This is a genomic window from Pseudoduganella sp. HUAS MS19 (assembly GCF_053615455.1).
Window position 1 is genome coordinate 1727135 of sequence record NZ_CM132133.1, and the last position, 25112, is coordinate 1752246.

32 protein-coding genes are annotated in these 25112 nt (G+C 62.3%); 13 read left to right on the forward strand and 19 right to left on the reverse strand.

The genetic code is table 11. From position 1 onward, the window contains the following. Positions 1-159 precede the first annotated feature (159 nt). The 4 genes from rplU (at position 160) to proB (ending at position 3232) form a co-directional block, all read left to right on the forward strand. Positions 160-471: a 50S ribosomal protein L21 gene (rplU, locus tag ACWBU6_RS08015; protein WP_055933037.1), complete on the forward strand. Its 312-nt coding sequence runs from the start codon at positions 160-162 to the stop codon at positions 469-471. 43 nt (positions 472-514) lie between these two features. Continuing rightward, positions 515-775: a 50S ribosomal protein L27 gene (gene rpmA, locus ACWBU6_RS08020; protein ID WP_452648289.1), complete on the forward strand. Its 261-nt coding sequence runs from the start codon at positions 515-517 to the stop codon at positions 773-775. Positions 776-865: 90 nt separating this feature from the next. Next, positions 866-1975, forward strand: a complete 1110-nt coding sequence (gene obgE, locus ACWBU6_RS08025; protein WP_452648290.1) for a GTPase ObgE — start codon at positions 866-868, stop codon at positions 1973-1975. Between the two features lie 138 nt (positions 1976-2113). Further along, on the forward strand, positions 2114-3232 hold the full coding sequence (proB, locus tag ACWBU6_RS08030; RefSeq protein ID WP_452648291.1) for a glutamate 5-kinase: 1119 nt from the start codon (positions 2114-2116) through the stop codon (positions 3230-3232). A 108-nt stretch (positions 3233-3340) separates the two neighbouring features. On the opposite strand, the gene nth is transcribed toward proB, so the two are convergent. Then, complete coding sequence (nth, locus tag ACWBU6_RS08035) at positions 3341-3988, reverse strand: endonuclease III (protein ID WP_452648292.1); 648 nt, start codon at positions 3986-3988, stop codon at positions 3341-3343. Further along, on the reverse strand, positions 3985-4662 hold the full coding sequence (gene rsxB / locus ACWBU6_RS08040) for an electron transport complex subunit RsxB (protein ID WP_452648293.1): 678 nt from the start codon (positions 4660-4662) through the stop codon (positions 3985-3987). The genes nth and rsxB overlap by 4 nt, the downstream gene beginning before the upstream one ends. Before the next feature lie 115 nt (positions 4663-4777). Here rsxB and ACWBU6_RS08045 point away from each other — a divergent pair, with 115 nt between their 5' ends. After that, positions 4778-5554: a substrate-binding periplasmic protein gene (locus ACWBU6_RS08045; protein ID WP_452648294.1), complete on the forward strand. Its 777-nt coding sequence runs from the start codon at positions 4778-4780 to the stop codon at positions 5552-5554. Here the strand turns inward: ACWBU6_RS08045 and ACWBU6_RS08050 are convergent. The 8 genes from ACWBU6_RS08050 to ACWBU6_RS08085 all read right to left on the reverse strand — a co-directional run bounded on the left by ACWBU6_RS08050 (position 5551) and on the right by ACWBU6_RS08085 (position 11535). Next, the gene (locus ACWBU6_RS08050; RefSeq protein WP_452648295.1) at positions 5551-5967 is read right to left on the reverse strand and encodes a DUF6691 family protein; all 417 of its coding nucleotides are present in this window, start codon (positions 5965-5967) and stop codon (positions 5551-5553) included. The two genes, ACWBU6_RS08045 and ACWBU6_RS08050, sit on opposite strands and share 4 nt — an antisense overlap. Continuing rightward, a complete protein-coding gene (locus tag ACWBU6_RS08055; protein ID WP_452648296.1) occupies positions 5964-6395 on the reverse strand; it encodes a YeeE/YedE family protein in 432 nt (143 codons plus the stop codon). The genes ACWBU6_RS08050 and ACWBU6_RS08055 overlap by 4 nt, the downstream gene beginning before the upstream one ends. A gap of 5 nt (positions 6396-6400) precedes the next feature. Beyond that, a complete protein-coding gene (locus ACWBU6_RS08060) occupies positions 6401-6706 on the reverse strand; it encodes a metalloregulator ArsR/SmtB family transcription factor (protein ID WP_452648297.1) in 306 nt (101 codons plus the stop codon). 76 nt (positions 6707-6782) lie between these two features. After that, entirely contained in the window at positions 6783-8018 is a 1236-nt protein-coding gene (locus ACWBU6_RS08065) for a polyhydroxyalkanoate depolymerase (RefSeq protein WP_452648298.1), read from the reverse strand. A gap of 208 nt (positions 8019-8226) precedes the next feature. Then, positions 8227-9294 (reverse strand): NAD(P)/FAD-dependent oxidoreductase, encoded by a 1068-nt coding sequence (locus tag ACWBU6_RS08070; protein WP_426169682.1) that lies wholly within the window; start codon positions 9292-9294, stop codon positions 8227-8229. 93 nt (positions 9295-9387) lie between these two features. Next, positions 9388-9711: a ferredoxin FdxA gene (fdxA, locus tag ACWBU6_RS08075; RefSeq protein WP_028100735.1), complete on the reverse strand. Its 324-nt coding sequence runs from the start codon at positions 9709-9711 to the stop codon at positions 9388-9390. A gap of 139 nt (positions 9712-9850) precedes the next feature. Further along, positions 9851-10129, reverse strand: coding sequence for a protealysin inhibitor emfourin (locus ACWBU6_RS08080; protein WP_452648299.1), 279 nt, complete (start codon positions 10127-10129; stop codon positions 9851-9853). Next, complete coding sequence (locus ACWBU6_RS08085; RefSeq protein ID WP_452648300.1) at positions 10126-11535, reverse strand: hypothetical protein; 1410 nt, start codon at positions 11533-11535, stop codon at positions 10126-10128. Before ACWBU6_RS08085 ends, ACWBU6_RS08080 begins: the two co-directional genes overlap by 4 nt. 121 nt (positions 11536-11656) lie before the next feature. Between ACWBU6_RS08085 and ACWBU6_RS08090 the strand changes: the two genes are divergently transcribed. After that, entirely contained in the window at positions 11657-11938 is a 282-nt protein-coding gene (locus ACWBU6_RS08090) for a polyhydroxyalkanoic acid system family protein (RefSeq protein ID WP_452648301.1), read from the forward strand. On the opposite strand, the gene ACWBU6_RS08095 is transcribed toward ACWBU6_RS08090, so the two are convergent. The 8 genes from ACWBU6_RS08095 to ACWBU6_RS08130 all read right to left on the reverse strand — a co-directional run bounded on the left by ACWBU6_RS08095 (position 11935) and on the right by ACWBU6_RS08130 (position 18763). Beyond that, the gene (locus ACWBU6_RS08095) at positions 11935-12321 is read right to left on the reverse strand and encodes a DUF1801 domain-containing protein (protein ID WP_452648302.1); all 387 of its coding nucleotides are present in this window, start codon (positions 12319-12321) and stop codon (positions 11935-11937) included. The genes ACWBU6_RS08090 and ACWBU6_RS08095 overlap by 4 nt on opposite strands. Positions 12322-12447: 126 nt before the next feature. Next, positions 12448-13362 carry an N-acetyltransferase family protein gene (locus tag ACWBU6_RS08100; protein WP_452648303.1) on the reverse strand — a complete coding sequence of 305 codons (915 nt, stop codon included), beginning with the start codon at positions 13360-13362 and terminating at the stop codon, positions 12448-12450. A gap of 31 nt (positions 13363-13393) precedes the next feature. Next, positions 13394-13942, reverse strand: coding sequence for a hypothetical protein (locus tag ACWBU6_RS08105; protein ID WP_452648304.1), 549 nt, complete (start codon positions 13940-13942; stop codon positions 13394-13396). A 66-nt stretch (positions 13943-14008) separates the two neighbouring features. After that, positions 14009-14260, reverse strand: coding sequence for an acyl-CoA-binding protein (locus ACWBU6_RS08110; protein ID WP_028100729.1), 252 nt, complete (start codon positions 14258-14260; stop codon positions 14009-14011). 83 nt (positions 14261-14343) lie between these two features. Then, entirely contained in the window at positions 14344-15390 is a 1047-nt protein-coding gene (locus tag ACWBU6_RS08115) for a DUF1176 domain-containing protein (RefSeq protein ID WP_452648305.1), read from the reverse strand. 117 nt (positions 15391-15507) lie between these two features. After that, positions 15508-15795, reverse strand: a complete 288-nt coding sequence (locus tag ACWBU6_RS08120; RefSeq protein WP_057261775.1) for an HU family DNA-binding protein — start codon at positions 15793-15795, stop codon at positions 15508-15510. 173 nt (positions 15796-15968) lie between these two features. Next, complete coding sequence (locus ACWBU6_RS08125) at positions 15969-17273, reverse strand: hypothetical protein (protein ID WP_452648306.1); 1305 nt, start codon at positions 17271-17273, stop codon at positions 15969-15971. A 104-nt stretch (positions 17274-17377) separates the two neighbouring features. Further along, the gene (locus tag ACWBU6_RS08130; RefSeq protein ID WP_452648307.1) at positions 17378-18763 is read right to left on the reverse strand and encodes a S8 family serine peptidase; all 1386 of its coding nucleotides are present in this window, start codon (positions 18761-18763) and stop codon (positions 17378-17380) included. A gap of 89 nt (positions 18764-18852) precedes the next feature. On the opposite strand from ACWBU6_RS08130, the gene ACWBU6_RS08135 reads away from it, so the two are divergent. Beyond that, positions 18853-19356 (forward strand): RNA polymerase sigma factor, encoded by a 504-nt coding sequence (locus tag ACWBU6_RS08135; RefSeq protein ID WP_452648308.1) that lies wholly within the window; start codon positions 18853-18855, stop codon positions 19354-19356. Next, a complete protein-coding gene (locus ACWBU6_RS08140; RefSeq protein WP_452648309.1) occupies positions 19353-20111 on the forward strand; it encodes an anti-sigma factor family protein in 759 nt (252 codons plus the stop codon). Before ACWBU6_RS08135 ends, ACWBU6_RS08140 begins: the two co-directional genes overlap by 4 nt. Before the next feature lie 21 nt (positions 20112-20132). On the opposite strand, the gene ACWBU6_RS08145 is transcribed toward ACWBU6_RS08140, so the two are convergent. Beyond that, positions 20133-20489: an FKBP-type peptidyl-prolyl cis-trans isomerase gene (locus ACWBU6_RS08145; RefSeq protein WP_452648310.1), complete on the reverse strand. Its 357-nt coding sequence runs from the start codon at positions 20487-20489 to the stop codon at positions 20133-20135. Positions 20490-20631: 142 nt separating this feature from the next. Here ACWBU6_RS08145 and ACWBU6_RS08150 point away from each other — a divergent pair, with 142 nt between their 5' ends. Genes ACWBU6_RS08150 through ACWBU6_RS08170 form a run of 5 tightly spaced genes read left to right on the forward strand, consistent with a single transcriptional unit; the run spans position 20632 to position 24963 of the window. Further along, entirely contained in the window at positions 20632-21600 is a 969-nt protein-coding gene (locus ACWBU6_RS08150; RefSeq protein ID WP_452648311.1) for a YVTN family beta-propeller repeat protein, read from the forward strand. After that, positions 21600-22400, forward strand: a complete 801-nt coding sequence (locus ACWBU6_RS08155) for a polysaccharide deacetylase family protein (protein ID WP_452648312.1) — start codon at positions 21600-21602, stop codon at positions 22398-22400. The genes ACWBU6_RS08150 and ACWBU6_RS08155 overlap by 1 nt, the downstream gene beginning before the upstream one ends. Beyond that, positions 22397-23362 carry a sterol desaturase family protein gene (locus ACWBU6_RS08160; protein ID WP_452648313.1) on the forward strand — a complete coding sequence of 322 codons (966 nt, stop codon included), beginning with the start codon at positions 22397-22399 and terminating at the stop codon, positions 23360-23362. The genes ACWBU6_RS08155 and ACWBU6_RS08160 overlap by 4 nt, the downstream gene beginning before the upstream one ends. Positions 23363-23365: 3 nt before the next feature. Further along, complete coding sequence (locus tag ACWBU6_RS08165; RefSeq protein ID WP_452648314.1) at positions 23366-24193, forward strand: EI24 domain-containing protein; 828 nt, start codon at positions 23366-23368, stop codon at positions 24191-24193. Further along, the gene (locus tag ACWBU6_RS08170) at positions 24178-24963 is read left to right on the forward strand and encodes a competence/damage-inducible protein A (RefSeq protein ID WP_452648315.1); all 786 of its coding nucleotides are present in this window, start codon (positions 24178-24180) and stop codon (positions 24961-24963) included. The genes ACWBU6_RS08165 and ACWBU6_RS08170 overlap by 16 nt, the downstream gene beginning before the upstream one ends. Positions 24964-25112: the final 149 nt, after the last annotated feature.

Here is a 25112-nt window from a genome sequence, read left to right on the forward strand (position 1 = left end):
CGTTACTCGTTGCCCACATACCACGTGGGCCGCCCGTCGACAATACCTTTTGACCGATTTCCCGAATCTATGTATAATCAGCGGTTCCCTGGCTTCCGTCTTGTTGTTTTTGGACGTCGAGCGAGGGGGACTTATTAACAATTCAAGAGGTTTCCAATCATGTACGCGGTCATAAAAACCGGCGGCAAACAATACAAAGTTGCTGCTGGCGAAAAAATTAAAGTAGAACAGTTGCCGGCTGACATTGGTTCCGAAATCACTATCGACCAGGTTCTCGCCGTTGGCGCGGGCGACAGCATCAAGTTTGGTGCTCCTCTGGTTGCAGGTGCATCGGTTCTGGTGAAAGTAGTTGCCCAAGGTCGTCACGACAAGGTACGTATCTTCAAGATGCGTCGTCGTAAGCACTACCAGAAGCGTCAAGGCCACCGCCAGAACTTCACCGAAATCCAAATCGTTTCGATCAACGGCTAATTGCTGCTTGCCCGAATTTACCGAGCTATCAAGGAGTAACTAAATGGCACACAAAAAAGGCGGCGGTACTACCCGCAACGGTCGCGACTCTGAATCAAAACGCCTGGGCGTTAAAGTGTACGGCGGCCAGACCATCAACGCTGGTGGCATCATCATCCGTCAACGCGGCACCCCAGTGTCCGCTGGCGAAAACGTCGGTACCGGCAAGGACCACACCCTGTTCGCACTGGTGGACGGCGTTGTGAAGTTCGTGACCAAAGGTCCAGACAGCAAGAAGTACGTTACCGTCGTAGCTGCTGCTTAATACAGCAAATACAGGTACAGTAAGGCGAAAGCCTTCTCTCCAAAAGGCTCTGCCAGTGGTAGGGCCTTTTTAGTTTTCAAGGTGGTTCACATGAAGTTTATTGACGAAGCACGAATCGAAGTCATCGCCGGCAGCGGCGGGAATGGCTGCGCCTCTTTTTGCCGTGAAAAATTCCGTCCGTTCGGCGGCCCTGATGGCGGCGACGGTGGCAAGGGCGGCAGCATCTGGGCGGTAGCCGACCGTAACGTCAATACGCTGGTGGACTATCGCTATTCCAAGATGCACCGCGCCGGCAACGGCGAATCCGGCCGCGGCTCCGACTGTTACGGCAAGGGCGCGGACGACATCTTCCTGCGCATGCCGGTCGGGACCCTGATCATCGACGAAGTGTCCGGTGAAATCATCGCCGACATGACTGAACACGGCCAGATGGAACTGCTGGCCAAGGGCGGCGAGGGCGGCTGGGGCAATATCCACTTCAAGACCTCGACCAACCGTGCGCCGCGCCAGAAGACCGACGGCAAAGACGGCGAACGCCGTGAGCTGCGCCTGGAACTGAAGGTGCTGGCAGACGTTGGCCTGCTTGGCATGCCGAATGCCGGCAAGTCGACCTTCATCACCGCGGTATCGAATGCCCGTCCGAAGATCGCCGATTATCCGTTCACCACCCTGCATCCGAACCTGGGCGTGGTGCGTGTGTCGCACGAAAAGTCGTTCGTGATCGCCGACATTCCCGGCCTGATCGAAGGCGCCGCTGAAGGTGCGGGCCTGGGCCACCAGTTCCTGCGCCACCTGTCGCGCACCGGCCTGCTGCTGCACATCGTCGACCTGGCGCCGTTCGAGGCGACTGTCGATCCGGTGAAGGAAGCCAAGGCCCTGGTCAAGGAACTGCAAAAGTACGACCCTGCGCTGGGCGACAAGCCGCGTTGGCTGGTGCTGAACAAGCTGGACGTGATTCCGGAAGAAGAGCGCGCCAAGCGCGTGAAGGACTTCGTCAAGAAGTTCGGCTTCAAGGGCCCGGTGTTCGAGATCTCCGCACTGTCGCACGAAGGCACGCAAGAGCTGGTCAATGCCATCTACCTGCACCTTGAACAGCAACGCTACTCCGAGCAGCGCTCGGAAGAAGTGCAGATGACTGAAGAAGCACGCGGCATCTCCTCCATCGACCCGGACGACCCACGTTTCAAAGTTCTCGATTAAAATCGAGGATACCTCTTATCTTTGCCGCCCCTGCAGACCGCGGGGGCGCGCATTGTCTGCGGCAAGCCGGCATCACCCCGCCCGGCGCATCACCAGAAGTTTCGCGTACCTTTTGCTTGAGAAGACTTTGCCGTCCTTATGAATTCGCTTATCCAGAACTCCACCCGCATCATCATCAAAGTGGGCTCGTCGCTCGTCACCAATGACGGCCGCGGGCTCGATCATGCCGCTATCGCCCGTTGGGCCTCACAGATCTCCGCCCTGCGTGCGCTGGGCAAGGAAGTCGTGCTGGTCAGCTCCGGCGCCGTAGCCGAAGGCATGCTGCGCCTGGGCTTCGACAAGCGACCGACGGACATACACGAACTTCAGGCATGCGCCGCCGTGGGCCAGATGGGGCTCGCGCAGATTTACGAAACCAGCTTCCGCGAGCACAGCATCGGCACCGCGCAGGTGCTGCTGACCCACGCCGACCTGGCCGACCGCGAACGCTACCTGAACGCACGCTCCACGCTGACCACCTTGCTGCGCCTGGGCGTGGTCCCGATCATCAACGAGAACGACACCGTCGTCACCGATGAAATCAAGTTCGGCGACAACGACACGCTGGGCGCCCTGGTGGCCAACCTGATCGAAGCCGATGCGCTGATTATCCTGACCGACCAGCGCGGCCTGTTCAGTGCCGATCCGCGCAAGGACCCTGCGGCTTACCTGATCACCCACGGACGCGCCGGCGATCCAGCGCTGGAGGCGATGGCCGGCGGTGCCGGCTCCTCGCTGGGCCGTGGCGGCATGCTGACCAAGATCCTCGCAGCCAAGCGCGCCGCCAAATCCGGCGCGCACACTGTGATTGCCTTTGGCCGCGAGGCCGACGTGTTGACCCGCCTGGCAGGCGGCGAAAGCATCGGCACCGAACTGTCCGCACAAATGGGTCACCTGACGGCGCGCAAGCAATGGATGGCGGACCACCTGCACACCGCAGGCCAGGTCGTGCTCGATGCCGGCGCCGTGCAAAAGCTGGCAAAGGAAGGCAAATCGCTGCTGCCGATCGGTGTGATCGAAGTACACGGAGAATTCGGCCGCGGCGCCGTGATCACCTGTGTTGGCGAAGACGGCCATGCCATCGCACGCGGCATCAGCAACTACACCAGCGCCGAAACGCGCCGCATCAAGCGCCAGCCTTCCGCCGAAATCGAAGCCATCCTCGGCTACGTCGAAGGCCACGAGCTGATCCACCGCGACAATATGGTCCTACTGTAGAACTCGTGTCACACCTTGGGGTCACACCCCAATGGTGACACGGGCTCATGCATTTAAAGGCCGAGCTCGTGTCACACTTGGGGTGTGACCCCAAGGTGTGACACGGGCTCAGGCGTTGGCGGGGGCGGGCGTTTTGCCCTTGAATTCGCACAGGTCGGCGATGACGCAGTTCCAGCACTTGGGCTTGCGCGCTACGCAGGTGTAGCGGCCGTGCAGGATGAGCCAGTGGTGCGCGTCCATCAGGAATTCCTTCGGCACGAACTTCATCAGCTTTTGTTCGACGATGTTCACGTTCTTGCCCGGTGCGATGCCGGTGCGGTTGGAGACGCGGAAGATATGCGTGTCGACTGCCATGGCGATCTGCCGGAACGCGGTATTCAACACCACGTTGGCAGTTTTGCGGCCCACGCCCGGCAGCTGCTCCAGTTCTTCGCGCGTTTGCGGCACTTGGCCGCCATGCTGGTCCACCAGGATCTGGCAGGTCGCGATCACGTTCTTGGCCTTGGTCTTGTACAGGCCGATCGTGCGGATGTATTCGGTCAGCTCGTCGAGCCCCAAATCCAACATGGCTTGCGGCGTGTTTGCCACCGGATAGAGCTTGCGCGTGGCCTTGTTCACACCGACGTCGGTCGCTTGCGCCGAGAGCAGGACGGCAATCAGCAGCTCGAAGGGGGTGGTGTATTCCAGTTCGGTTTCGGGATTCGGGTTCGCTTCGCGCAGGCGCGTAAAGATCTCTAGTCGTTTTGCGGGATTCATTGGTCTGGGTTGCCCTCGCTACGTTTGCGGGCGCGTTCCATGGCTGCGGCGATAATCTGGCGCTTGCGTTCTTTCTCGGCTGCTTCGGCGTCGCTCTCGGGGTTGAGGCGATCCACTGCGGCGGCTTTGGCATGGGCCTTGGCGGCAAGACGTGCATCGTTTTCCTCGCGTTCGCGGACCAGACGCGCCAGACGGAAGTCGTGGCGCTCGCGCGCTTCGTCGGCTTGCGGCTGTGTCCAGGCATCCCAGCCGGTGGTCTCGGTCACCGGGTACATGACGATGCAGTCCACCGGGCAGGCCGGCACGCACAGGTCGCAGCCGGTGCAGTCTTGCGGGATGATGGTGTGCATCTGCTTGGCCGCGCCCATGATCGCGTCGACCGGGCAGGCCTGGATGCACAGCGTGCAGCCGATACACAGCGACTCGTCGATGAAGGCGACAGCGCGCGGGCGCTCGAAGCCGTTGACGGGATTCAGGGGAATGACCGGGCGCCCGGTAACGCTGGACAAACGGCGTATGCCTTCGGCGCCGCCGGGCGGGCATTGGTTGATGTTCGCTTCACCGGACGCAATCGCTTCCGCATACGGCCGGCAGCCCTTGTAGCTGCACTTCGTGCATTGGGTTTGCGGCAGCACGTCTTCGATGCGGTCGGCCAGGGTCTTCGGTTCAGTCACGGTCAGCAGCGTTACGGTAAAGCGCTATTATCCAATATCTGCGCTGGCTTTGCGGAAGTTGCTTCATGTTAACTTCCATGGGATCATTACTCCTTTTTACACAGGGTGGGGAACCATGCGTGTCATGCAGGCGATTGCTGGGGGGCTTTGTTTGCTGCTCGGGTGGCAAGGCCTCGTTGTCGCCGGCCCCGCTGTGCGGCTCGCATCGGAAGAATGGCCGCCGTTCGTGACTGCCTCCTTGCCTGATCACGGCCTTTCCGGTGCTTATACATTGGCGGTCTTTGCTCGCCTCGGAAGCACGGCCAGCTTCGATTACTATCCGTGGAAGCGCACCTTTGAATTGGGCTTGAATGATCCGCGTTATGCCGGCTTGCTGGCGGTGTGGCGCACGCCGCAGCGTGAAACGCAATGCCATTTCTCCACGCCGATCGGCACCACAATAAACGTTCTGGCTTATTTGAAGGAGGCGCCGGTTGTCGCCTCCACCATGCGGGAACTGCGCGATGCCAGCATCGGCATCGTGGCCGGATATTCGAACGGCGAAGAGTTCGATGGCCTGGTGCGGCGCGGCGTGTTGCATGTGCAGGAGGGTGTCAATGACGAGACCAATTTGCGCAAGCTTCTCGGCAAACGTTTCGATGCGATGGTGATCGAAAAGCGCGTACTGCGCCACCTGCTTGCCAGCCAGCGCTTCACGCGCACCGAACGTGAACGTGTCGCCTTCTCGGAAAACCTGTTCCACGAACGCACTGTCCACATCTGCTTCCAGCGCACCCCTGCCGGCCAAGCGCAGCAAAGGGCCTTCAACGAAGCCTCCCGCGAAATCGATCTCCCCAGGTTCGAGCGCGACTACCTGCGCCGCCTCGACACCGACCGCCCCACGGTCAACTAAGCCTTGCGCCGTTCGGCCAGTTCAAAGATCGCCATGCCGGCAAGCATGGCGATAAAGAAGATCCACGGCTTGCCTCCGCCGGTCGCCAGCGATGTGATGACTGGGCCCGGGCAGTAGCCGGCCAGGCCCCATCCGATGCCAAAGGCCAGGCTGCCAAGTATCAGGCGGCGGTCGATGTCGCGGGCTGTCGGCAAGCTGATTGGTGCGCCAAGGATCGCGCGCGTGCGTTTGCCCGCGATGTGGAAGGAGACGGTGCCGACCAGCAGCGCCCCCACCATGACGAATGCCATCGCGGGATCCCAGTTGCCGAACAGGTCCAGGAAACCCAGCACCTTGGCGGGGTTTGTCATGCCCGACACGAGCAGGCCCAGGCCGAAAATCAATCCGGCCAGCAAGGAAGTGAAGGTGCTCATGGCAGGCCTCGCACAATGGCGACGGTTGCGAAGCCGGCGACCATGAAGGTGACGGTAGCCGCCAATGAGCGCGGCGAGAAGCGGGACAGCCCGCAGATCCCGTGGCCGCTGGTGCAGCCGGAGGCGTAACGCGTGCCCAGCCCGACCATCAGGCCGGCGATCGCCAGGGTCGCGGCGCTCGCATCCACTTGTACCGCAGGCAGCGCAGTAAACAGGCTATAGAGAAGGGGTGCCGCCACCAGCCCGGCCAGGAAAGCGATGCGCCAGCCTGCATCGCCGCCGGCGCCTGGCTGGCGCGTAAAGGCCTGGCCAAGCAGCCCGCCGAGGATGCCGCTGATACCGGCAATACGCCCGTTCAGGAGCAGAAGCATTGCCGCTCCCAAGCCAATCATGATGCCGCCTATCAGCGGCGCGTAGTAAGCGCTCATGTTTCCTACTCCTTTGGACAGTACAGCTTGTACAACACCTGCAGCACCGCCATCGCTTCTGCGCTGGCGATACTGTAAAAAATCTGCTTGCCCTCCCGCCGCGTGGCCACCAGTTCGCCGTTGCGCAGCACAGTCAGTTGCTGCGACAGCGTTGGCTGTGCAATGCCGGTCGCCGCTTCCAGCTCGCCTACCGAATGCTCTCCCTGCACGAGCTGGCATAGAAGCATCAGACGGTCCCGGTTGGACAGGGATTTCAGCAGCCCGGATGCGCGGCCGGCGGCAGCCTGCAAGGCGACGGGATCAATCTTCATATTATATAAAAAAGTATATTAATTGCCGTAATAAAAGCCGGGCACGCGGGCCCGGCCGGCTGAAGGGCAGGAGTCCTCAGCTGTGTTTCTTGATAAACGCCGCGATACGCGGGCAGACCATTTCGCGCCAGCGGCGGCCGGAGAAGATGCCGTAGTGGCCTGCGCCGGGCACCACGAAGTCTTCCTGCATATTGGCCGGAATGCCGGAGCACAGGTCGTGCGCTGCCTGCGTTTGGCCGGCGCCGGAAATGTCATCCAGTTCGCCTTCTACCGTCAATAGCGCCACATTCTTGATGTCCTGCGGACGCACAAATACGCCATCGACTTCCCAGGTGCCTTGCGGCAGGCGGAATTCCTGGAATACCGTCTTGATCGTGTCGAGGTAGTACTCCGCCGGCATATCCAGCACTGCGTTGTACTCGTCGTAGAACTTGCGGTGGGATTCGGCCGGTTCGTCGTCGCCACGCACCAGGTGCATGTAGAACTCGCGGTGCGATTGTGCATGGCGGCCCGGGTTCATGGCGATAAAGCCCGCATGCTGCAGGAAGCCCGGATACACCTTGCGGCCAAAGCCGGGATAGTTAGGCGGCACCGCATAGATCACGGTGTTTTCAAACCACGAGAACTTCTTTTCCACTGCCAGGTTGTTGACCTGGGTCGGCGATCTGCGCGGATCGATCGGGCCGCCCATCATCGTCATGGTCTTTGGCAGTTTCGGGTCCTTGGCGGTCGCCATCAGGGAAATCGCCGCCATCACCGGAACGGTAGGCTGGCAGACGGAGATCACGTGCAGGTCGGGGCCGAGCAGGCGGATGAATTCCTGCACATACTTCACATAGTCGTTCAGGTGGAACGGACCTTCCGACAGCGGCACCAGGCGCGCGTCGATCCAGTCGGTGATGTAGACGTCGTGTTCGGACAGCAGCGCCTGCACGGTATCGCGCAGCAGCGTCGCATGGTGACCGGACAGCGGCGCCACCAGCAGCACGGTCGGCTGTTTGAGCGCCTTGAACTCCTTCTCGCTCACATCCTTGCGGAAGTGCAGCAGCTTGCAGAAGGGTTTGTTTTCCACGACGCGTTCGTCGATGTGGACTTGCTTGCCATTGACCACAGCCTGTTTGATGCCGAATTCCGGCTTTTCATATTCCTTGCCCAGGCGATACATCAGTTCGTAACCCGCGGCGATACGCTGCGAGAACGGTGTGTGCGCAAAAGGCGAAACAGGATTGGTAAACAGCTTGGACGAGGCTTCAGCCCACTGCATCAGTGGATGCAGGAGAGAGCGTTGCATTTCGTGCAATTGGTAAAGCATAGTATGTCCCGCTGAAAATTGTGGCAATGCGCAAAGATGATTCAATTATAGGCCATTTATACATGACCTACAGCATTCCGCAGTACCTGACAGAAAGTACATAAACAACGGCTAATACGCCATGATTCCAACATAATACGAGTGCGAAAACAAAAAAAGCAGCGTTTCCGCTGCTTTTTTGTAGGATGCGTCCGAAGAACCGGTCGGATCAGTCGAACACTGGCGTTTCCACGCCCAGAACCTTGTGGAGTTTTGGCGACGTCGTGGTGTACTGCATGTGGATCTTCTTGTCCGGGAAGATGTATGGTGCAGCGCCGAAAGCGGCCAGTGCGGCTTCGTGGAAACCCGACAGGATCAGCTTCTTCTTGCCCGGGTAAGTGTTGATGTCGCCGACGGCGAAGATGCCCGGCACATTGGTTTCGAACTTCTCGGTCGACACCACTTTCAGCTGCTTGCGCTCGATATCCAGGCCCCACTCGGCGATCGGGCCCAGCTTTGGCGACAGGCCGTAGAACACCAGCAGCATGTCCAGCGGCACGCGGCGGGTCACGCCGTCGGCGCCCGTCACGCGCAGTTCGGACAGCTTGTCGTCCTTGGTTTCGATGCCCGACACCTGGCCGATGATCAGCTGCATTTCGTACTCTTCGCACAGCTGCTTCATCTTGGCCACGGAAGCAGGCGCAGCGCGGAAGTCTTCACGGCGGTGCAGCAGCACCACGGATTCAGCCTTGCCGACGAAGTTCAGGGCCCAGTCCAGCGCGGAGTCGCCGCCGCCGCAGATCACCAGGTTTTTGCCTTCGAACATGGCCGGGTTCTTCACGCGGTAAAACAGCTGCGAGCCTTCGAAAGCGTCGATGCCGTCAACCTTCATGGTGCGCGGCTGGAACGAACCCACGCCGGCAGCGATGAAGATGGTCTTGGTGATGAACTTGGTGCCCAACGAGGTTTCCACGTCGAAACGGCCGTCTTCGCGCTTTTGCACGACAGTCACTTCCTGGCCCAGGTGGTAGGTCGCGCCGAACGGTTCGATCTGCTTCAGCAGGCCGTCGGTCAGTTCCTGGCCGGTGCAGGATGGAATGGCTGGAATGTCGTAGATCGGCTTGTCCGGGTACAGTTCCACGCACTGGCCGCCAACGGCGCTGAGCGAGTCGATCACGTGGGCTTTGATCTCCAGCAGGCCGAGTTCGAAGACCTGGAACAGGCCGACCGGGCCGGCGCCGATGATGACTGCATCGGTCTCGTGGAGACCGCCTGGTGGGGTGCTGACGACATTCATAATGATTCTCATTCCATCTGAATAAGCGAACACCGCGTCAGGCGCGGTGTTGCACGGTGAATAACAGGCTGCTTGAAGCGTTTAGCCGATGGCTTAGCGCTTCAGCAAGTGGGCCTTTTCCTTGACGTCCTTGAACTGCTCGGCTTCCGGCAGGGCAGGCTTGGTCTTGGTGATAGAAGGCCAGTTGCGCGACAAGTCAGCATTGATCTTGATGTACTGCTGCTGGTCGGACGGCACGTCTTCCTCAGCGAAGATGGCGTTGACCGGGCATTCGGCCACGCACACGGCGCAGTCGATGCATTCGTCAGGGTCAATGGCCAGGAAGTTCGGGCCTTCGCGGAAGCAATCTACCGGGCAAACATCGACGCAATCGGTATAGCGGCAGGCGATGCAGGATTCGGTGACAACGTGGGTCATAACAGTCCTATCTATGTTGGAGCGCTGGAAAAAGCTCAGCAAAGCACTGTATTTTAAGGCAATCCGCTATTTCTCACAATTCGGGCTTAGATACAATCTAAATAAGCAAATTCGTGGCGTGCCTCTAACAGTCTTGCTTTCAGGCGGCGGAACGGATCAAATCGAGCAGATCTTGCCAAGGCGGGGCGCCGGTCTCGACAAAGCTTAAGCTATGTCGTCGACGGCCGTCGTCGGCTGTGATAGTCCACTGCCCCAGATCGGCGCCAACCGGGGGCGGAACATTTTCTGCGGACGTGAAAAAACCACTGGAGGCGAGGGCCGCCTCCAGTGCCGGACCGGCTGGACTTGTATCCGTGTCAACTTCAAAGTGCTGGCTGAGGCCGGCAAAGCCGCCCCCGCCGATCGCGGTGATCTTCATTTTTCGATCGCCACCTCCCCATGGCGGGTCGTGTAATTCTTGCACCAGGCGGCCAGGGCCTGGCGCTCGGCATCGAGCACGCCTTCCAGGTCGAAGTACTCGGCATGGTTCATGGTACCGCAGCAGGCGCGCCGGTCCTGGCGCGCATCCGGCGCATCTTCCACCATCGCTGGCAGTTCCAGGTTTTGCGGCTGGTCCTCGGTCAGCGGCAGGGGTGACACCACCACTTCGCGCAGGGCGAAGCGGTTGCGGATGAAGTTGGCGTACTCGACGGGCTTGCCGTCTTCCGCCGCGACGCGCAGCATCTGGTTCACCACGTCGGCGTACTTGGCATTGGCCTCGGGCGCCGCCACCAGGGCGCGCAGCACCAGGCTGCACAAATAGCCTGCCACGCTGTGCAGGCAGGCTGCATCGTCGCGCAGGCCGGGGGCACGCTCGAAGGAAAAGATGTCGGCCAGGATGTCATAGACAGCGCCGGTGAAGACCTGCGAGATCGCATGCACCTCGTTGCCGGTTTCGGACAGCTTGAGGTCATTGTCGGCATTGCGCAGGCCGTTCGGCCGCCCCAGCGCCAGGCCGAATTGCTCCGCCATATCGGCCAGGAAGGTCTTGTCGTGCAGGTCGGCCTTGGTTTGCGCGATCACCGCTTCCACCTGGTCGAGCTGGGACAGCGCGAGGAAGATGGCAGTCAGGTCGCCGAAGGATTCGTGCAAGCCGCCGGTCTGCGGCGGCGCGCTGTTCAGGATCCATTTCGGTTTCAGCCCGTCCAGCACGGCGTGGGCGGTTTCGTGCGAGACGATGTCGAAGGAGCGGCAGGTGAACACGCGGCTGGTCGAGCCGCTTGGCACAAAATCGCCGAACTTCAGGGCGCGGTCGTTGCGGCTGTAATAGGCATTCATCACGTTCGGCAGGCCGTGCGGGAAGACTTCCAGCGGATCGGTGTTATTGCCGCTGTTCCAGGCCCAGGGCAGGGGCGCGCTCTGTTCGGCACGCGACAGTACGCGCTGGTACATGGTCAGGGTCGAGCGCACCACGGCAAAGGTGTGCACGGCATCGAACTGGTCGGTGTCCGGCGCCATGATGAAGTCGCCGAAGGCATTCGGGCTGACCGGCGCAATGCCGGGCTTGCCGCAAGTGATGCGGGCATCGCGCGGGCCTTCCAGGATCACGCCTGGCAGGAAAATCTTGCGCGGGCCGAGTTCGCTGACGGAAGGATCCTGCTTCCAGATCAGCACGCGCGCACCGGCGGGCGGTGCAGCGGCGGGACGCGTGGGCAACGCGGTATCTTTCAGGCGTGGCAGGCTGGGCTGCTGTAGCAGTTGCGCCGACTTGCGGTGCGCGCGGTACAGGGCGGATGGCGTCGGCACAAAGCTGACCGGCAAAGTCATGCACATTTTCTCATCCATGATCACTCTCCCAAGGGCGGTTGAATGACCATGGTTACCCTGTCTGCGACAGCGCCCTTTGATCCAGCACAAAGAAGCGTGCGTTAAAATAGCACCTTTTGTGCTTTTTGATTAGCAAAGTATGGCCGATATCAACATCACCCAGGCCCACAACCTGGAACCTGCGCAAGCGCGCGCAGCAGCAGAACAGGTGGCACAGCGTATTGCCAAGGAATTCGACCTGGCCTGCCAATGGCATGGCGACACCCTGAAGTTCGGCCGCAGCGGCGTGGAAGGCACGCTGACCCTGGCGGACAGCGCAGCCCATATGAATATCAAGCTTGGCTTCCTGATGGGCGCCTTCAAGAGCGCCATCGAAGGCAAGGTGGCCGAGAAGATGCGTTCGGTTTTCGCTGCCGCTTAAGCAGCCCTGGTGGGATCGCCCACCGTCGCGTTCAGCGCCGCGGCCGCCCGCACCAGTTCCAGCACGGTAGCGCGCTCGAGTGGCGTATCCTGCCGTAGTTCCAGGGTGCGCAGTGCATATTTGCCGCCACCGCTCATGCGCGGCTCGATATGCAGCAGGCGCTTGCCGCGCCAGAAGCCGAACAGCACCCGGTGTTCTTCGGCTCGGATCAGCAGCACGGGCCCGTTGCTGAAATAGACCAGGTGCGTCCATTTGATGCGCTCTTCCAGCCCCGGCGCAGCTTCCAGCACTGCCTCGCGCAGTGCAGTGACGAACGCCTTTTGCCAGCCCGCCAGCGCCGCAACATAAGCCTCCGGATTCGCCGCAGGAATCACCTTCCTCATCGCCGCCGGTCCTTTCTCATCGCGTTGGCGGCCCTGCAGGCAGGATGGTCTTCACCAAACCGGCATGACTTGCTGAGAGCCTCCCCAACGGACAGGCCAGGCAAAGCAATAGCGCAAGCAGCATCGTCACAGCCCTTCCAGGAACCGATGCAGGACGTAGGCGTCGACCAGTCCAAGCTCGCGGTGGCGGAACGCTTGCGGCAAGGTGCCGGCGATATTGAAGCCCAGCTTGCGGTACAGGGCCATGGCGGGCCCGTTGGTGCTGACGACGTAATTGAACTGCATTGCCAGAAAACCCTCGCGCCGCGCCTGTGCCAGGCTGTGCTCGACCAGCGCGCGGCCAATGCCTTTGCCCTGCGCCTGCGCGGCCACGGCGTAGGTTGCGCTGGCGACATGTGCGCCGTGGTCGGGATAGTTGGCGCCCATCTTGTACATGCCGAGGATTTCCCTGCCGGCGCAGGCGACATAGGCCGGGTGGCTGCTGAACCAGTGCAGCTGGAAGGTCGCCTTCTCGAATCCTTCGCCGAAGGGGAAGGCGTCGCCGCCTGCCAGCAAGGGTTGGAAAATCGCCCACATGGCATCAAGGTCGCCGGCGTCGGCGCGGCGGATCGTCGTGCCGCGCATGAGACGATATTGGACACTGCCATCGTCCCTTACGTCGCCCCGCCGCCAGCCCTGCGCCAGGTAGAGACGGTCGGCACGGGTGCCTGCCGCGGTGGAAAGCGTTACCGCTTGCTTGCCGCTGGCAAACAGCCAGTCGGCCGCAAGCTGCAACAACCGCTTGCCCGCGCCCAGCCCTTCATGTGCCGGATCGACAAACAGCGCCCAGATCGAGCTGTCTTCGCTAGCTGCGTAGGAAAAGCCGATCACGGCTCCCTCGCGCTCGCAAACCCAGCCCCGGCCAAGGCGCTCGAGGTAATCTTCGTACATCTGCTGCGTAATGCGGCCTGGATCGGACAGCGCGTTTTCGCGCACTGCCAACCTGATTGCGCTCATGGTGGGAATGTCGGCGGCCGTCGCGCGGCGGAATTCGAGTGTCATGCGTTGCAGGTGGATTGCGAAAAACGCAACTCTAGCATGCCTTGTAAAAGAGGTGGCGAACCTGCGCGCCAGCTTGCACGCTGGTGCCGTGCGCAAGCAACAGCGTGGAGCGAACATCGCCCCGCAAGGCGCGTTCGGCAACCCGCGACCAGAACTGCGCGCCGCCAATACGCGCCATGGTTTTACACATGGTCCAGAACTCGCGGCAGATGCGCCGGTCAAGATAGGCGAGGGCTGCGCGTTCCAGCCGGTTGCGCGCGCGGGCGTTGAGAGGCAGGTGCGCCAGCCAGCGCCAGAGGCGTTCTTTCAGGTAGCCGGAACGGAAATGGTAAGGATCGGCGAGCAGGAATAGCAGCGCCGCCTCAACGGCGTCAGGATCGCCGCTGCGTACGCGCTCAAGCATCGCCGCGCCACCGGGGAAACAAAGGCTGTCGTAGCGTGCATAAAAATCCTGGCAGGCCGCCTGCCATTCCGCGCGCTGCGCCGGCGAAGCGTCCCGTTCCTGGACCAGCGCATTGATTCGCGCCAGCAGGCGATTGATTTCGCGGGAGTTTTGCTGGATACGTTCGAGGCTTTGCATACGCCTCGCAGCATATCAGACCGTGCGCCGGAAGGTAGTTCTCTTCGCGGCGCAGGTGGGGCGAGATTACTTCAGGCTTTCGATCAGGTCGATGTACTGCTGCTTGGCGTCGTCCTGGCTGGTGCCGGCCAGTGCCGCCCATGCGTCGAACTTGGCGCGGTTGACGAAGTCGGTCATGCCTGGGCGTTCGCCGGTGGCATCGCCTGCCGAGCCTTGCTTGAACAGGGCGTAGATCTTCAGCAGGGTCATATTGTCCGGGCGTTCCGGCAGGTTCTTGGAATCGGCCATCGCTTGGTCGAACTGTTCTTGCAGGCTCATGGTGTCTACCTTTGCTTTAGTGAGGTTATGAAGCGCCATCATACAAAAGAAAACTGCCTAAGCCTTAGAGTATAGTCTCCAATTCAGCGCACGTTCGTTACCACGGTAGGCAGGGCCCACGCGCCGCCGGTTGCCATCAGCCGGCACATTCCGGTGGTCGATGCTTCGCTAAGCCGGAACTGCTTGCCGTCCCAGGTAAATGTCCGGGAGGCCCAGCAGTCGCCCAGGCCGCGTCCCTTGTGGCTCTCATGGAGGTCTTCGGTACCGACTTCGGAAATGCTGGTCGAGACCAGGACAGGATTGAACGGCGGCTTGTGGCTGACGACCCAATAACCTTCGCCGACGTTGTACGCGCCCAGCCAGCAGCGGGTCGATACCAGCATCTGCGTGCCGCTCAGGCGTTGTGCTGTCAGGTCGGGCTCAGGCGCATCGTCGGCCATCAGGAGGTTGCAATCAGCCTCCTTGAGCGACGAGCGCAGGGCTTCCAGCAGGGTTTTCCTGTTTGACTCGACGAAGCGCTCGTCTCCCGCTTGTGCCTTGGCATAGTCGACCCTGGTAATGGTTGGCACGGGTGCGGCGGCGGGAACCGATGCCTCCGGCAGGGAGCCCTTCCTGACAAGGGCTCCCGTGGTTCCGATCCGTCCCTGGTATTCGTCCATCTTCAGCAGGACTGCGGCAGCGCCCTTGTCCGACACCACCCAGGTATCGCGCTTGCCGGCAAATTCGATGTTGGCATGGCGCGGCAAGGCAAGCAGCAAGGCATTAACCTGCTCCGGCGAAAGGTCGGAGACCAGCGAACCCTTGTCGATCGCGACCTGGCCGAAGGCCTTGCCGTTGACCTTGAGGGTCAGCTTGAATCTGGCGGGGAGCGCAGCCAGCGCCGGGTTTTCGCCATACTCCCCCAGCATTACTTGCGCGCTGACCGTTGACTTGGGGCCAGCCTTGCGCGTCAGCAGCACCGAGACTGCCAAGTTTTCGCCTTCGTCGGAGTGGTAGCCGGCGGCGCGGCAGGTTCCGGTATTGTCGCAGGCCAGCTGCCAGTCGTTGTGGCTGAACGCCAGTCCTGCCGGATTGAAGGCGTGTGCTGCGAAGGGCAAAAGGAAGGCAGCCAGCATAAGGGGAATTCGCATGTCGTCGTTCGTCCTGTGCATAAAGTGATCGGTGCGGCGCACAATAAAAAACGGCGGTTCAAGACAAGCCGTTGTGGGCCAGCCTTGAACCGCCGTTCTGGCGGTAAGCCTGAAGAATTACTTCTTCTTGGTTGGGTTCACAGCGGCTTTCAGGGTTGCGCCAGCCGAGAACTTAGGGGTCTTGGATGCAGCGATCTTGATCGCTTCGCCGGTTGCTGGGTTGCGGCCTTTGCGGGCAGCGCGCTTGGCGACGGAGAAGGTGCCGAAACCGGTGATGCCAACGGTGTCGCCCTTTTTCAGACGCTCGGTAACGATCGCGATCAGGGTGTTAATTGCGTCGTTAGCGGCTGCGCCGGACATTTCGGTACGCTTCGCAAATTCTGCAATCAGTTCGCCTTTTTTCATTACTACCTCCTTGGTTAATGGAGCGCGCAGATTAGCACATTAATTGAAAAAAGTGTGTACCGTTTTTTGAAGAAGCCCATATAGTGACTGGCTCGCCACGAAATTCGGGGCGGATTTTGGCGAAAACCTCAGGTAGTTTAAGCTTTTTCGCCGCACCGCCCCGGATCGCGGCGTCACTGCGCGGAGCCTTCAACGGCGGTGTTTTTGCCGGCCTGGACGTTGAAGCCGGCGTTCACGTTACCGTTGGCGGAAGCGCCTGTCGTCGATTGCTGCGGTGCAGGCTGGCTGCCGCTGCCGCCGTTACCGCTGCTGCTGCGGGCGGCTTTGCTGGCGCTGGCGGAGCCGTTTGCAGAACCCTTCGCCGAACCGCTGGCGCCGGAACGGCTTGCATTGACGCTGCCGCTGGATGCGCCGTCGGCGCCGCCGTTTACCGTGCTTGCGCCGCGTGCCAGGCTGGCGCCCAGGCCGGACGCGCCATTGCCGGAGCCGGAAGCCGAGCCGGATTTGCCGCTGTTCTCTGCGCCGCCCGGCGCTTTGTTGGAAGTGCCGTTGGATGCGCTGTTTGCTGCGCCGTTCGCCATGCCGGCAACTGCGCCGTCGGCGCTGCCGGCATGGCGTGCCGCCTGGGCACCGAGCGAGTGAGTGCCTGCTGCCGCCCCGGCAATGCCGCTCACCAGGCCGTTTGCAGTCCCGTTGGCCGCGCCGTTTGCGCTGCCGCTTGCGTTGCCGTTCGCAGTGCTGCCTGCGCTGTTTGAAGCACGGTTTGCCGCACCGTTCGCGGCACCGGATGCGGCGCCATCGGCTGCACCGCTTACGGCACCTGCGCGGTGTGCCGCTTTGCCGGCCAGGGCGGAAGCACCTGCCGCGCCGCCAGCCAGGCTGCCTGCAGCATTGCTGGTGGCGCCGTTGGCGGCAGCGCTTGCCGTACCGTTCGCGCTGCCGCTGGCCGCGCCGGCACCACGCGCCAATTGCGCGCCGAGCGAAGACGCGCCACCAGCGCCGCCGCCCAGGCTGCCGGCCATGCTGTTCGCCGCATTGCCAGCGGTGCCATTGACGGCGCTATTGGCCGAACCATTGGCTGCAGCGTCTGCGTTACCGCCGGCCGTGCCGGCATTGCGGGACAGGCTGCCGGCCACGCTGGCCGCACCATTCGCCGCGCCGCTGGCATCCAGGCTGCGCTGGGTGGCGCTGTTTGCTGCCGAATCAGCGGCAGAAGCGCGGGATGCGGTGGCAGTGATATTGCCTGCAGCATTGCCGGCGATATCCGCACCGGCGCGGCTGCCGCGCATGGTACTGCCGGCGATATCCCCGGCCATCCCGCCGCGCATGGCACCCATCCCGCCGCCGAAAGCGCCGCCGATGCCGCCGCCGATATTGCCGCCCAGCGCGCCGCCGAGCGGGCCGGCCTGGGCGATGGATGCGGCGCTGGCAGCAGCGATAAAGGCAGCGCGAATGATGGTTGCGATATTGGTTTTCATATCAGTTCTCCTTAGTCTGGCTGCGGGAAATCCGCCGCTTACATACAGAGAACGAACCGGAAACGGGATTTCTTCCATCCATCCGAAAAAAAACGAAAAACTTTTCAGCGGAAGGCGGAAGGGGGAGTGCGCAGGTTTTCCGCCACCACGCCGCGGCCGGTTCCTTCACCGGCTGCGCTGGCGTTGGCCGCCAGGGCGGAGACCGCCTCGGCGGCTAGTGCGGGGGAGGGGGAGGGCAGGCGTGGCGCCAGCAGCGCCGCCACCAGTGGCGAGGCGAAACTCGTTCCGCGCACAAGCTTGTATGGCGGCGCGCCGATGGCGGCCGCCGCCATCTGGCTGCCCGGCGCCGCGAACATTACCTGCGGGCCGCGCGCGGCTTCGGGCAACGGGCGGCGTTTCGGATCGATACCGGTCACGCCGACCACGCCGGGATAGCTGGCTGGATATAAGGGAGGGGCCGCCGGGCCGTCGTTGCCGACTGCCGCCACCAGCAGATGGCCACGCGCCACCATCGCCTGCACCACGCGTCCCAGCATCTGGTTCGGCGGGCCGACCAGGCTGATATTAATGACGCCGACCTGCTCTCTCGCCAGCCAGGCCAGCGCCTGCACGATCTGGCTGGCCGAGCCGCCGGTCGGCTGGTCGCAATAGATATCGGCGGCATAGAGCCGGGCGCCCGGCGCCGCGCCGGCGAAGCGTTCGGATTTGCCGATCATCAAGGCGCCTACCGCCGTGCCGTGGGGAGCGGGGCGCGCGGCGCCGTCGCAGCCCCAGCGTACGATGCGGGCGTTTTCGAATACTTCGTGGCTGCCATCAACTCCGCTGTCTACCAGGCCGACCCGCACTTCGCCGCCAGCGGCGCCGGTGGCTCCGGCGCCGTTGTCAGTCATATGCGCCGCACGAGCCGGCACAGCTTCGCGCGGCGCAAGGCCGGCGCCGTCCGCCCTGCCGGTTTCGCCGGCTCCTGTATACACGTGGTTGAAATCGTAGCTGCCAGCAGGATCGGCCGCGCGCAGCCGGGCCAGCGCGTCGGCCGTGGCGACACCCTCGGGCACCCGCAAAGTCACCAGCGATTGCCCGGCTTCCGGCATGTCCTGCCTGCCGGCCACTGACAGCCCGGCAGCGGTGACTGCCGCCAGCCCGGCCTCGGACGGGGACCACGCCAGTATCTCCCTGCGCACGACCGGGAATCCGGAAGGATCGGGCTCGAGCTGCGCAGGATGCCGCTGCAACAGCTCACGCACATTCAGCGCGCGAAGCTGGTCCAGCGACACCTTGCGCGGCAACTCTGTCGTATCAAGCAGCTTTTCGCGCAGGCGTTCGCGCAAGGCGCTCTCGCCAAGGCGGGACGGCAAGCCGCCGGGCAACTGCGGCATGCCTGGCAAGCCGATTTGCGCGACCGCCGGCCCGGCGCCGGCCAGCAGGCCGAGGGCCAGCAGCAGGCAGCGGCAAGTACGCAACAGGGGATAAGTCGGGCGCAAGGTTGGCATGGTCGGATGATAATATAGGCTACCGGTATCTATTCTGTATTAACGATGGAGAGAGGGAAGAAAATCCCGACCCCGTTCGTTATCTTCATATGATGGACAACGATAGCGCCCTGCACGAGGAAATCGCCACACTGTTGCCGCGACTGCGGCGGTTCGCCCGTACCTTGGCCTGGCACCGTGAGGACGCCGACGACCTGGTTCAACTCTCCGTGGAGCGCGCCATCCTGCACAGCAGCTCTTACCAGCCGGGAACCCGGCTCGATAGCTGGTTGTTCCGCATTATCAAAAATGCCTGGATCGACGAGGTGCGCTCCCGTACCCGCCGCAGCGAGCTGTTTGCGCCGGAAGAGGAGGGCGAGCACGTGGGCGACGATTATGCTGAGGCCCACCAGCAGCGGATGGCGGTGCAGAAAGCCGTCAGCCTGCTGAGTGAAGAGCACCGGCTGGTGGTCGGCCTGGTACTGGTGGAAGGTTTGCCCTATAAAGAGGCAGCCGAGGTGCTGGAAATTCCGGTCGGCACCCTGACCAGCCGCCTGGCGCGCGCCCGCACCGCGTTGCAAGAAATGTTATCGGAACAAGCGAGGACAGTATGAAGAGTTTTTCCGACGAAATCCTGATGGCCTATGCCGACGGTGAGCTCGACGAGGTCACCCGCCGCGCGCTCGAAGAAGCCATGAACAAGGATGCCGCATTGGCGCGCCGCGTGGCCCAGCACAAGGCCATGCGCAATGACGTCTTTGCCGCCTTCGCCCCGGTGGCGGAGGAGGCGGTGCCGCCAAGGCTGGTGCAGCCGCTGCGCCAGGCCACTGTCGTCAGCCTCGATTCCGTGCGCGCACGGCGCGAAGCGGAGCAGCAGGCTGTCCGCAAGGCGAGCCGCGGCCGGAGCTGGTCCTGGCCGGAATGGGGCGCGCTGGCGGCCATGCTGATGGTGGGGGTAATGGCCGGCCATTACGGCCTTGGCATGCTGCCGATCGACCGTGGCGAAACCGTGGCCAGCCGCGATGGCGTGCTGGTGGCGCAAGGCCGCCTGGCGACGGCGCTGGACCAGCAATTGGCCGGCAGCGGCGGCCCGGTGCGCATCGGCACCAGCTTCCTGGCGCAGGATAACAGCTACTGCCGCAGCTTCACTACGTCGCAGGATATGTCGGGCCTGGCCTGCAAGCAGGGCGGCGCGTGGAAGGTGCAACTGGCGGTGCAAAACGCGGGCAAGTCACAGCAAGGGGAATACCGGCAGGCGGCGGCGGACATGCCGACGCAGGTGCTGGATGCGATCGACCAGCGCATCGCCGGCCAACCGCTTGATGCAAAAGGGGAGCAGGAGGCTGTGCAGCGCAAGTGGCAGCGCTAAGCCTCCCGTCCGGGGCCTTGATTAAACGCCCAGCAGTTCCACGTCGAAGATCAGGGTGGCGTTTGGCGGAATCACGCCGCCGGCGCCGCGCGCGCCATAACCCAGCTCGGCAGGGATGATCAGCTGGCGGGTGCCGCCGACCTTCATGCCTTGCACGCCTTCATCCCAGCCACGGATCACCATGCCGGCGCCCAGCGCGAATTCGAACGGATCGTTGCGGTCCTTGGAGGAATCGAATTTCGGGCCCTTGCTGCCGTCGTCGTTGCGCAGCCAGCCGGTGTAATGGACGGTAACGTTCTGGCCTGCCTTGGCTTCCGCGCCGTCGCCAACTTTAATGTCGTCGTACTGCAGGCCGGATGCGTTAGTGATGATAGTCATTTGGGTTCCTTAGAAATAGGGGGGCTTAGGCCGCGATTGTAGTCGATCCGCGGCCGATACCCATTAAATGTTGTCGTTAGTAACTTTATACAAGACGTTTGACCGTAAAATACCGGCTGGCTTAACCAAGAAGCGAGTTTTCATGTTCCGCAGTATCCGTAGCGCAGCTGTTTTATTTGCCTTGCTGGCAGGCGTACAGCCTGTTCTGGCCAACGTTGTCGTCGTGCTCAATTCGCGCGATGCCACGGTCCAGCTGCTGGACCAGGCAAGCTACAAGAGCCTGCAAACCTTCCCGGTGGGGAAGGAGCCGCACCATCTGATGGCCACCCCCGACAACAAGTCGCTGATCGTGGCCAGCGCCGTGGGCAATGAGCTGGTATTCCTCGACCCGGTGACCGGCCAGGTGCAGCGCCACGTCAAGGATATCCTCGATCCTTACCAGATCGGCTTCTCGCCCGACCAGAAATGGTTCGTCGCGACCTCGCTGCGCCTGCACCGTATCGATATCTACTCGTACAACGGCAAGGAAATGAAGCTGGCCAAGCGTGTTCCGCTGCCCAAGCTGCCCAGCCACATCGCCTTCGACGCCAGGAGCACCACGGCCTTCATCACCCAGCAAGGCAGCGACCAGGTCAGCGCGATCGACCTGAAAACGCAGAACGTGCTGTGGACCCTGCCGGTCGGCAAGCTGCCGGCAGGTATCGCCATGACGCCGGACGACAAGTTCCTGCTGGTCGGGATCATGGGCAGCGACTACGTCGAAGTGATTAACTGGCGTACCCGGCAGACGGTCAAGCGCATCAAGGCCGGCGCCGGCACCCACAACTTCCGCGCCCTGGGCGATGGACGCTATACCTATGTGTCGAACCGGGTGTCCAACACCATCAACATCATCGACCAGAAGACGCTGGAAAACGTCGGCACCATCGATGTGCCGGGCGGCCCGGACTGCATGGAAATCACCGCCGACCGCAAATACATGTGGGCCACCCTGCGCTGGATCAAAAAAGTGGCCGTGATCGACCTGCAGCAGAAAAAGGTCGTCAAGATGATCCCTGTAGGCCGCTCGCCGCACGGCGTCTTCTTCGCCAACTCTTCGGCACGCATGTAATGAATGCCGCAGCGCCTTACCGCATCGTGCCGCTGGCCGCCCGCTTGCTGGCGCTGGCGGCGCTCCTGCCGCCGGCTGCCGGCGCAAGCGCGCCGGCGCCGGTGTGCCGCGGCACTATCTACCTCACCTTCGACACCGGCAGCCAGTCGCAGGCCGAGCTGATCGCCTCCGTGCTGGCGCGGCAAGACGTCAGGGCCACCTTTTTCCTGGCGAACGAAAAGACCGTCAAAGGCGACTACAGCCTGGACCCGTCCTGGCAAGCCTACTGGCGCGCCCGCGTGGCAGAGGGCCACGCCTTCGGCAGCCATACCTTCGACCACACCTATTACCTGCGCGATGCCGCGCACGGCAAGATCGCGGTCAAGCCGCAATTCGGCGTCGACGCCGGCAAGCGGCTGGACTGGACCGCGCAGCAGTATTGCCGGGAACTGCGGCGCGTCGACCAGCGCTTCCAGGAACTGACCGGCAAGGCGCTGGACCCGTTCTGGCGCGCGCCCGGCGGCAAGACCAGCCCGCGCACGCTGGCAGCCGGCCAGGCCTGCGGCTACCGGCATGCAGGATGGGCCACGCCGGCCGGCTTTTCCGGCGACGAGCTGCCGGTCGAACGCGCCTCCAATGCGCAATTGCTGAAGCGTGCGCTGGACGGCCTGCGCGACGGCGACATCTTCATGGCCCACATGGGCATATGGTCGCGCCAAGAGCCCTGGGCCCCGGCCAGCCTGGAACCGCTGATTGAAGGCTTGAAGCACAAGGGATTTTGCTTCGCCACCCTGAGAGAACATCCGGATTACCGCAAATGATGCAATGCTTCCTGGACCTGCTGGGCCAAGCCCAGGGCTGGCTGTTTGAAAACGCCATCCAGCCGCTGATCTATTACGCCGGCATGGGCGACATCACCGAAGAAGCCTTCGAAGGCACGGAGTGGCTGCTGATCGGCATGGCTGAACTGTTGCTGGTCTACCTGGTGCTGCGGCCGCTGGAAGCCGCCATCCCGGTGCACCGCTTCACCGACAAGGGCGCGCGCTGGAATGACTTCGTCTATACCGTGTTGCAGCGTATCGGCCTGGTTCCGCTGCTGCTGTTCTTCACGCTCGACCCGCTGATGGACGCCATCGCCGGCGCCCTGCACATGGAAGGCGTGCAACCCTTCAACCTGGAAAACCTGGTCACCGACATGCATCCGCTGGCCAGCTTCGCGATCTACCTGCTGGTGCTGGACTTTGCCGATTACTGGTTCCATCGCGCCCAGCACAAGTTCAGCTGGTGGTGGGGTCTGCACAGCCTGCACCACAGCCAGCGCAACATGAACCTGTGGAGCGACGACCGCAACCACCTGCTGGACGACCTGTTGCGCGACATCGTGATGGCGGTGCTGGCGCTGGCCATCGGGGTGCCGCCAGGCCAGTACGTGCTCCTGGTATCGCTGTCGCGCATCGTGCAAAGCCTGCAACACGCCAATGTTCGTATACACTTCGGCCCCATCGGCGAACGCTTGCTGGTGTCGCCGCGCTACCACCGCATGCACCACGCGATTGGCATCGGCCATGAATCGACAGGACAGGGCACGCTGGGTGGTTGCAATTTCGCCGTGCTGTTCCCGATGTGGGACATTATTTTCCGCACCGCTAACTTCACGCCGCGCTTCGAAGCGACCGGCGTACGTGACCAGTTGGCGGGCCGCGACTACGGCCGCGGCTTCTGGGCCCAGCAATGGCTCGGCCTGAAGCGGATGTTTGAATTTATGAGAAAGAAACCGGGTTAATTAATGCGCGCTGTTATCCATGCTTACGGCAGGGCCCTCCTGTCGCAGTTCCACGGCAAGATTTTATTGCTGAGTATTGTTCCTTTCATTATGTCAGTCGCTGTGTGGGCGCTGCTGCTGTGGCTTGGCCTGCAGCCGCTGCTGGACTGGCTGCACGGCCACTTCGTCGACTTCGAGGTCTACCGCGTGACCAGCGACTGGCTGGAATCGATCGGCCTGGGCGGCTTGCGCTCGATCGTGGTACCGCTGTTTGCGCTGCTGCTGCTATTGCCCCTGATGATCGTGACGGCCATGATCTTTATCGGCGTGGCCGCCATGCCCTTCATCGTGCGCCACGTCGGCGGCCGCCATTTCCCGCAACTGGAAAAAAAGCAGGGCGGCTCCATCCTCGGCGGCGTGATCAAGGCGCTGGGTGCGTTCGGCCTCTTCATCCTGGCCTGGCTGTGCATCCTGCCGATGTACATCATTCCGCCGCTGGCCGGCCTGGCCACTGTGCTGCTGTGGGGCTGGCTTACCAGCCGCGTGATGAGCTATGACGCACTGGCCGACTATGCCAGCGCCGAGGAACTGGCCAGGCTGCAGCGCGAACACCGCTGGCAACTGATGTCCATCGGCGTGGTGTCCGGCCTGGCCGGTTCGCTGCCGGCACTGGTGTGGGTGGGCGGCGCCGCTGCTGCGATTGCCTTCTTCCCGATCCTGCTGGCGGCATCGATCTGGGTCTACGTGGTGATTTTCATCTTCACCGGCCTGTGGTTTGAGTATTATTGTCTGCAAGCGCTGGCGCAGTTGCGTCACGCGCCTTTCGAGGAAAGCCTATGCGAATCGGACTGATCATCATTGGCGACGAAATCCTGTCGGGCAAGCGGGTCGACCAGCACTTCCCCAAAGTGGTGCAACTGCTGGCGGCACGCGGGCTGCAACTATCCTGGGCGGAATTGCTTGGCGACGACCGCGCACGCATCACTGCCACGCTGAAGCGCACTTTTGCCAGCGGCGACCTGGTGTTCTGCTGCGGCGGCATCGGCGCCACCCCGGACGACCACACGCGGCAGGCTGCTGCTGCCGCGCTGGGGGTGCCGCTGGCGCTGCATGAAGGAGCAAAGGAAAGCATCCAGCAGCGTGTGCGCCAGGTGGCCGAAGAAAAGGGCGAGGTGGCCGACCTCGCATCGGCGGAAAACCTGCAGCGCCTGCAGATGGCCGAATTCCCGCAAGGTGCTGCGCTTATTCCAAATCCGTATAACAGCGTGGCTGGATTCGCGCACGGCACGCATTACTTCGTGCCCGGCTTCCCGGTCATGGCCTGGCCGATGATCGAATGGGTGCTCGACACGCACTACGCCGAACTGTTCAATCGTGAGCCTCGCGCTGAGCGATCGGTGTTAGTGTACGAGGCGGCGGAAGCAGCGCTAACGCCGCTGATGCTGGCCCTGGAATCAGCCTGGCCGCGCATCAAAGTCTTCAGCCTGCCAAGCGTGGGCGACGCGAAGACCAGGCGCCACATCGAGCTTGGCGTGAAAGGCGATCCGCCCCAATGCGAGGCAGCATTTGCCCACATGTGCCGTGAGCTCGATGCCCTGAAAGTGGAGTACGCGAAGCCCTGAATCCACAGTATGAAAAGGGTGTTAACTGCTCTTGCAACGGCGCTCACAAAACCTGTGAAGCGCCGTTGTTTTTTTGCGAAACTGATACGCGAAGTTTAAATATTTTGCGTCTTGCCCCGTGCAGTGCACGCCGTTGTGGTGCAATGGTA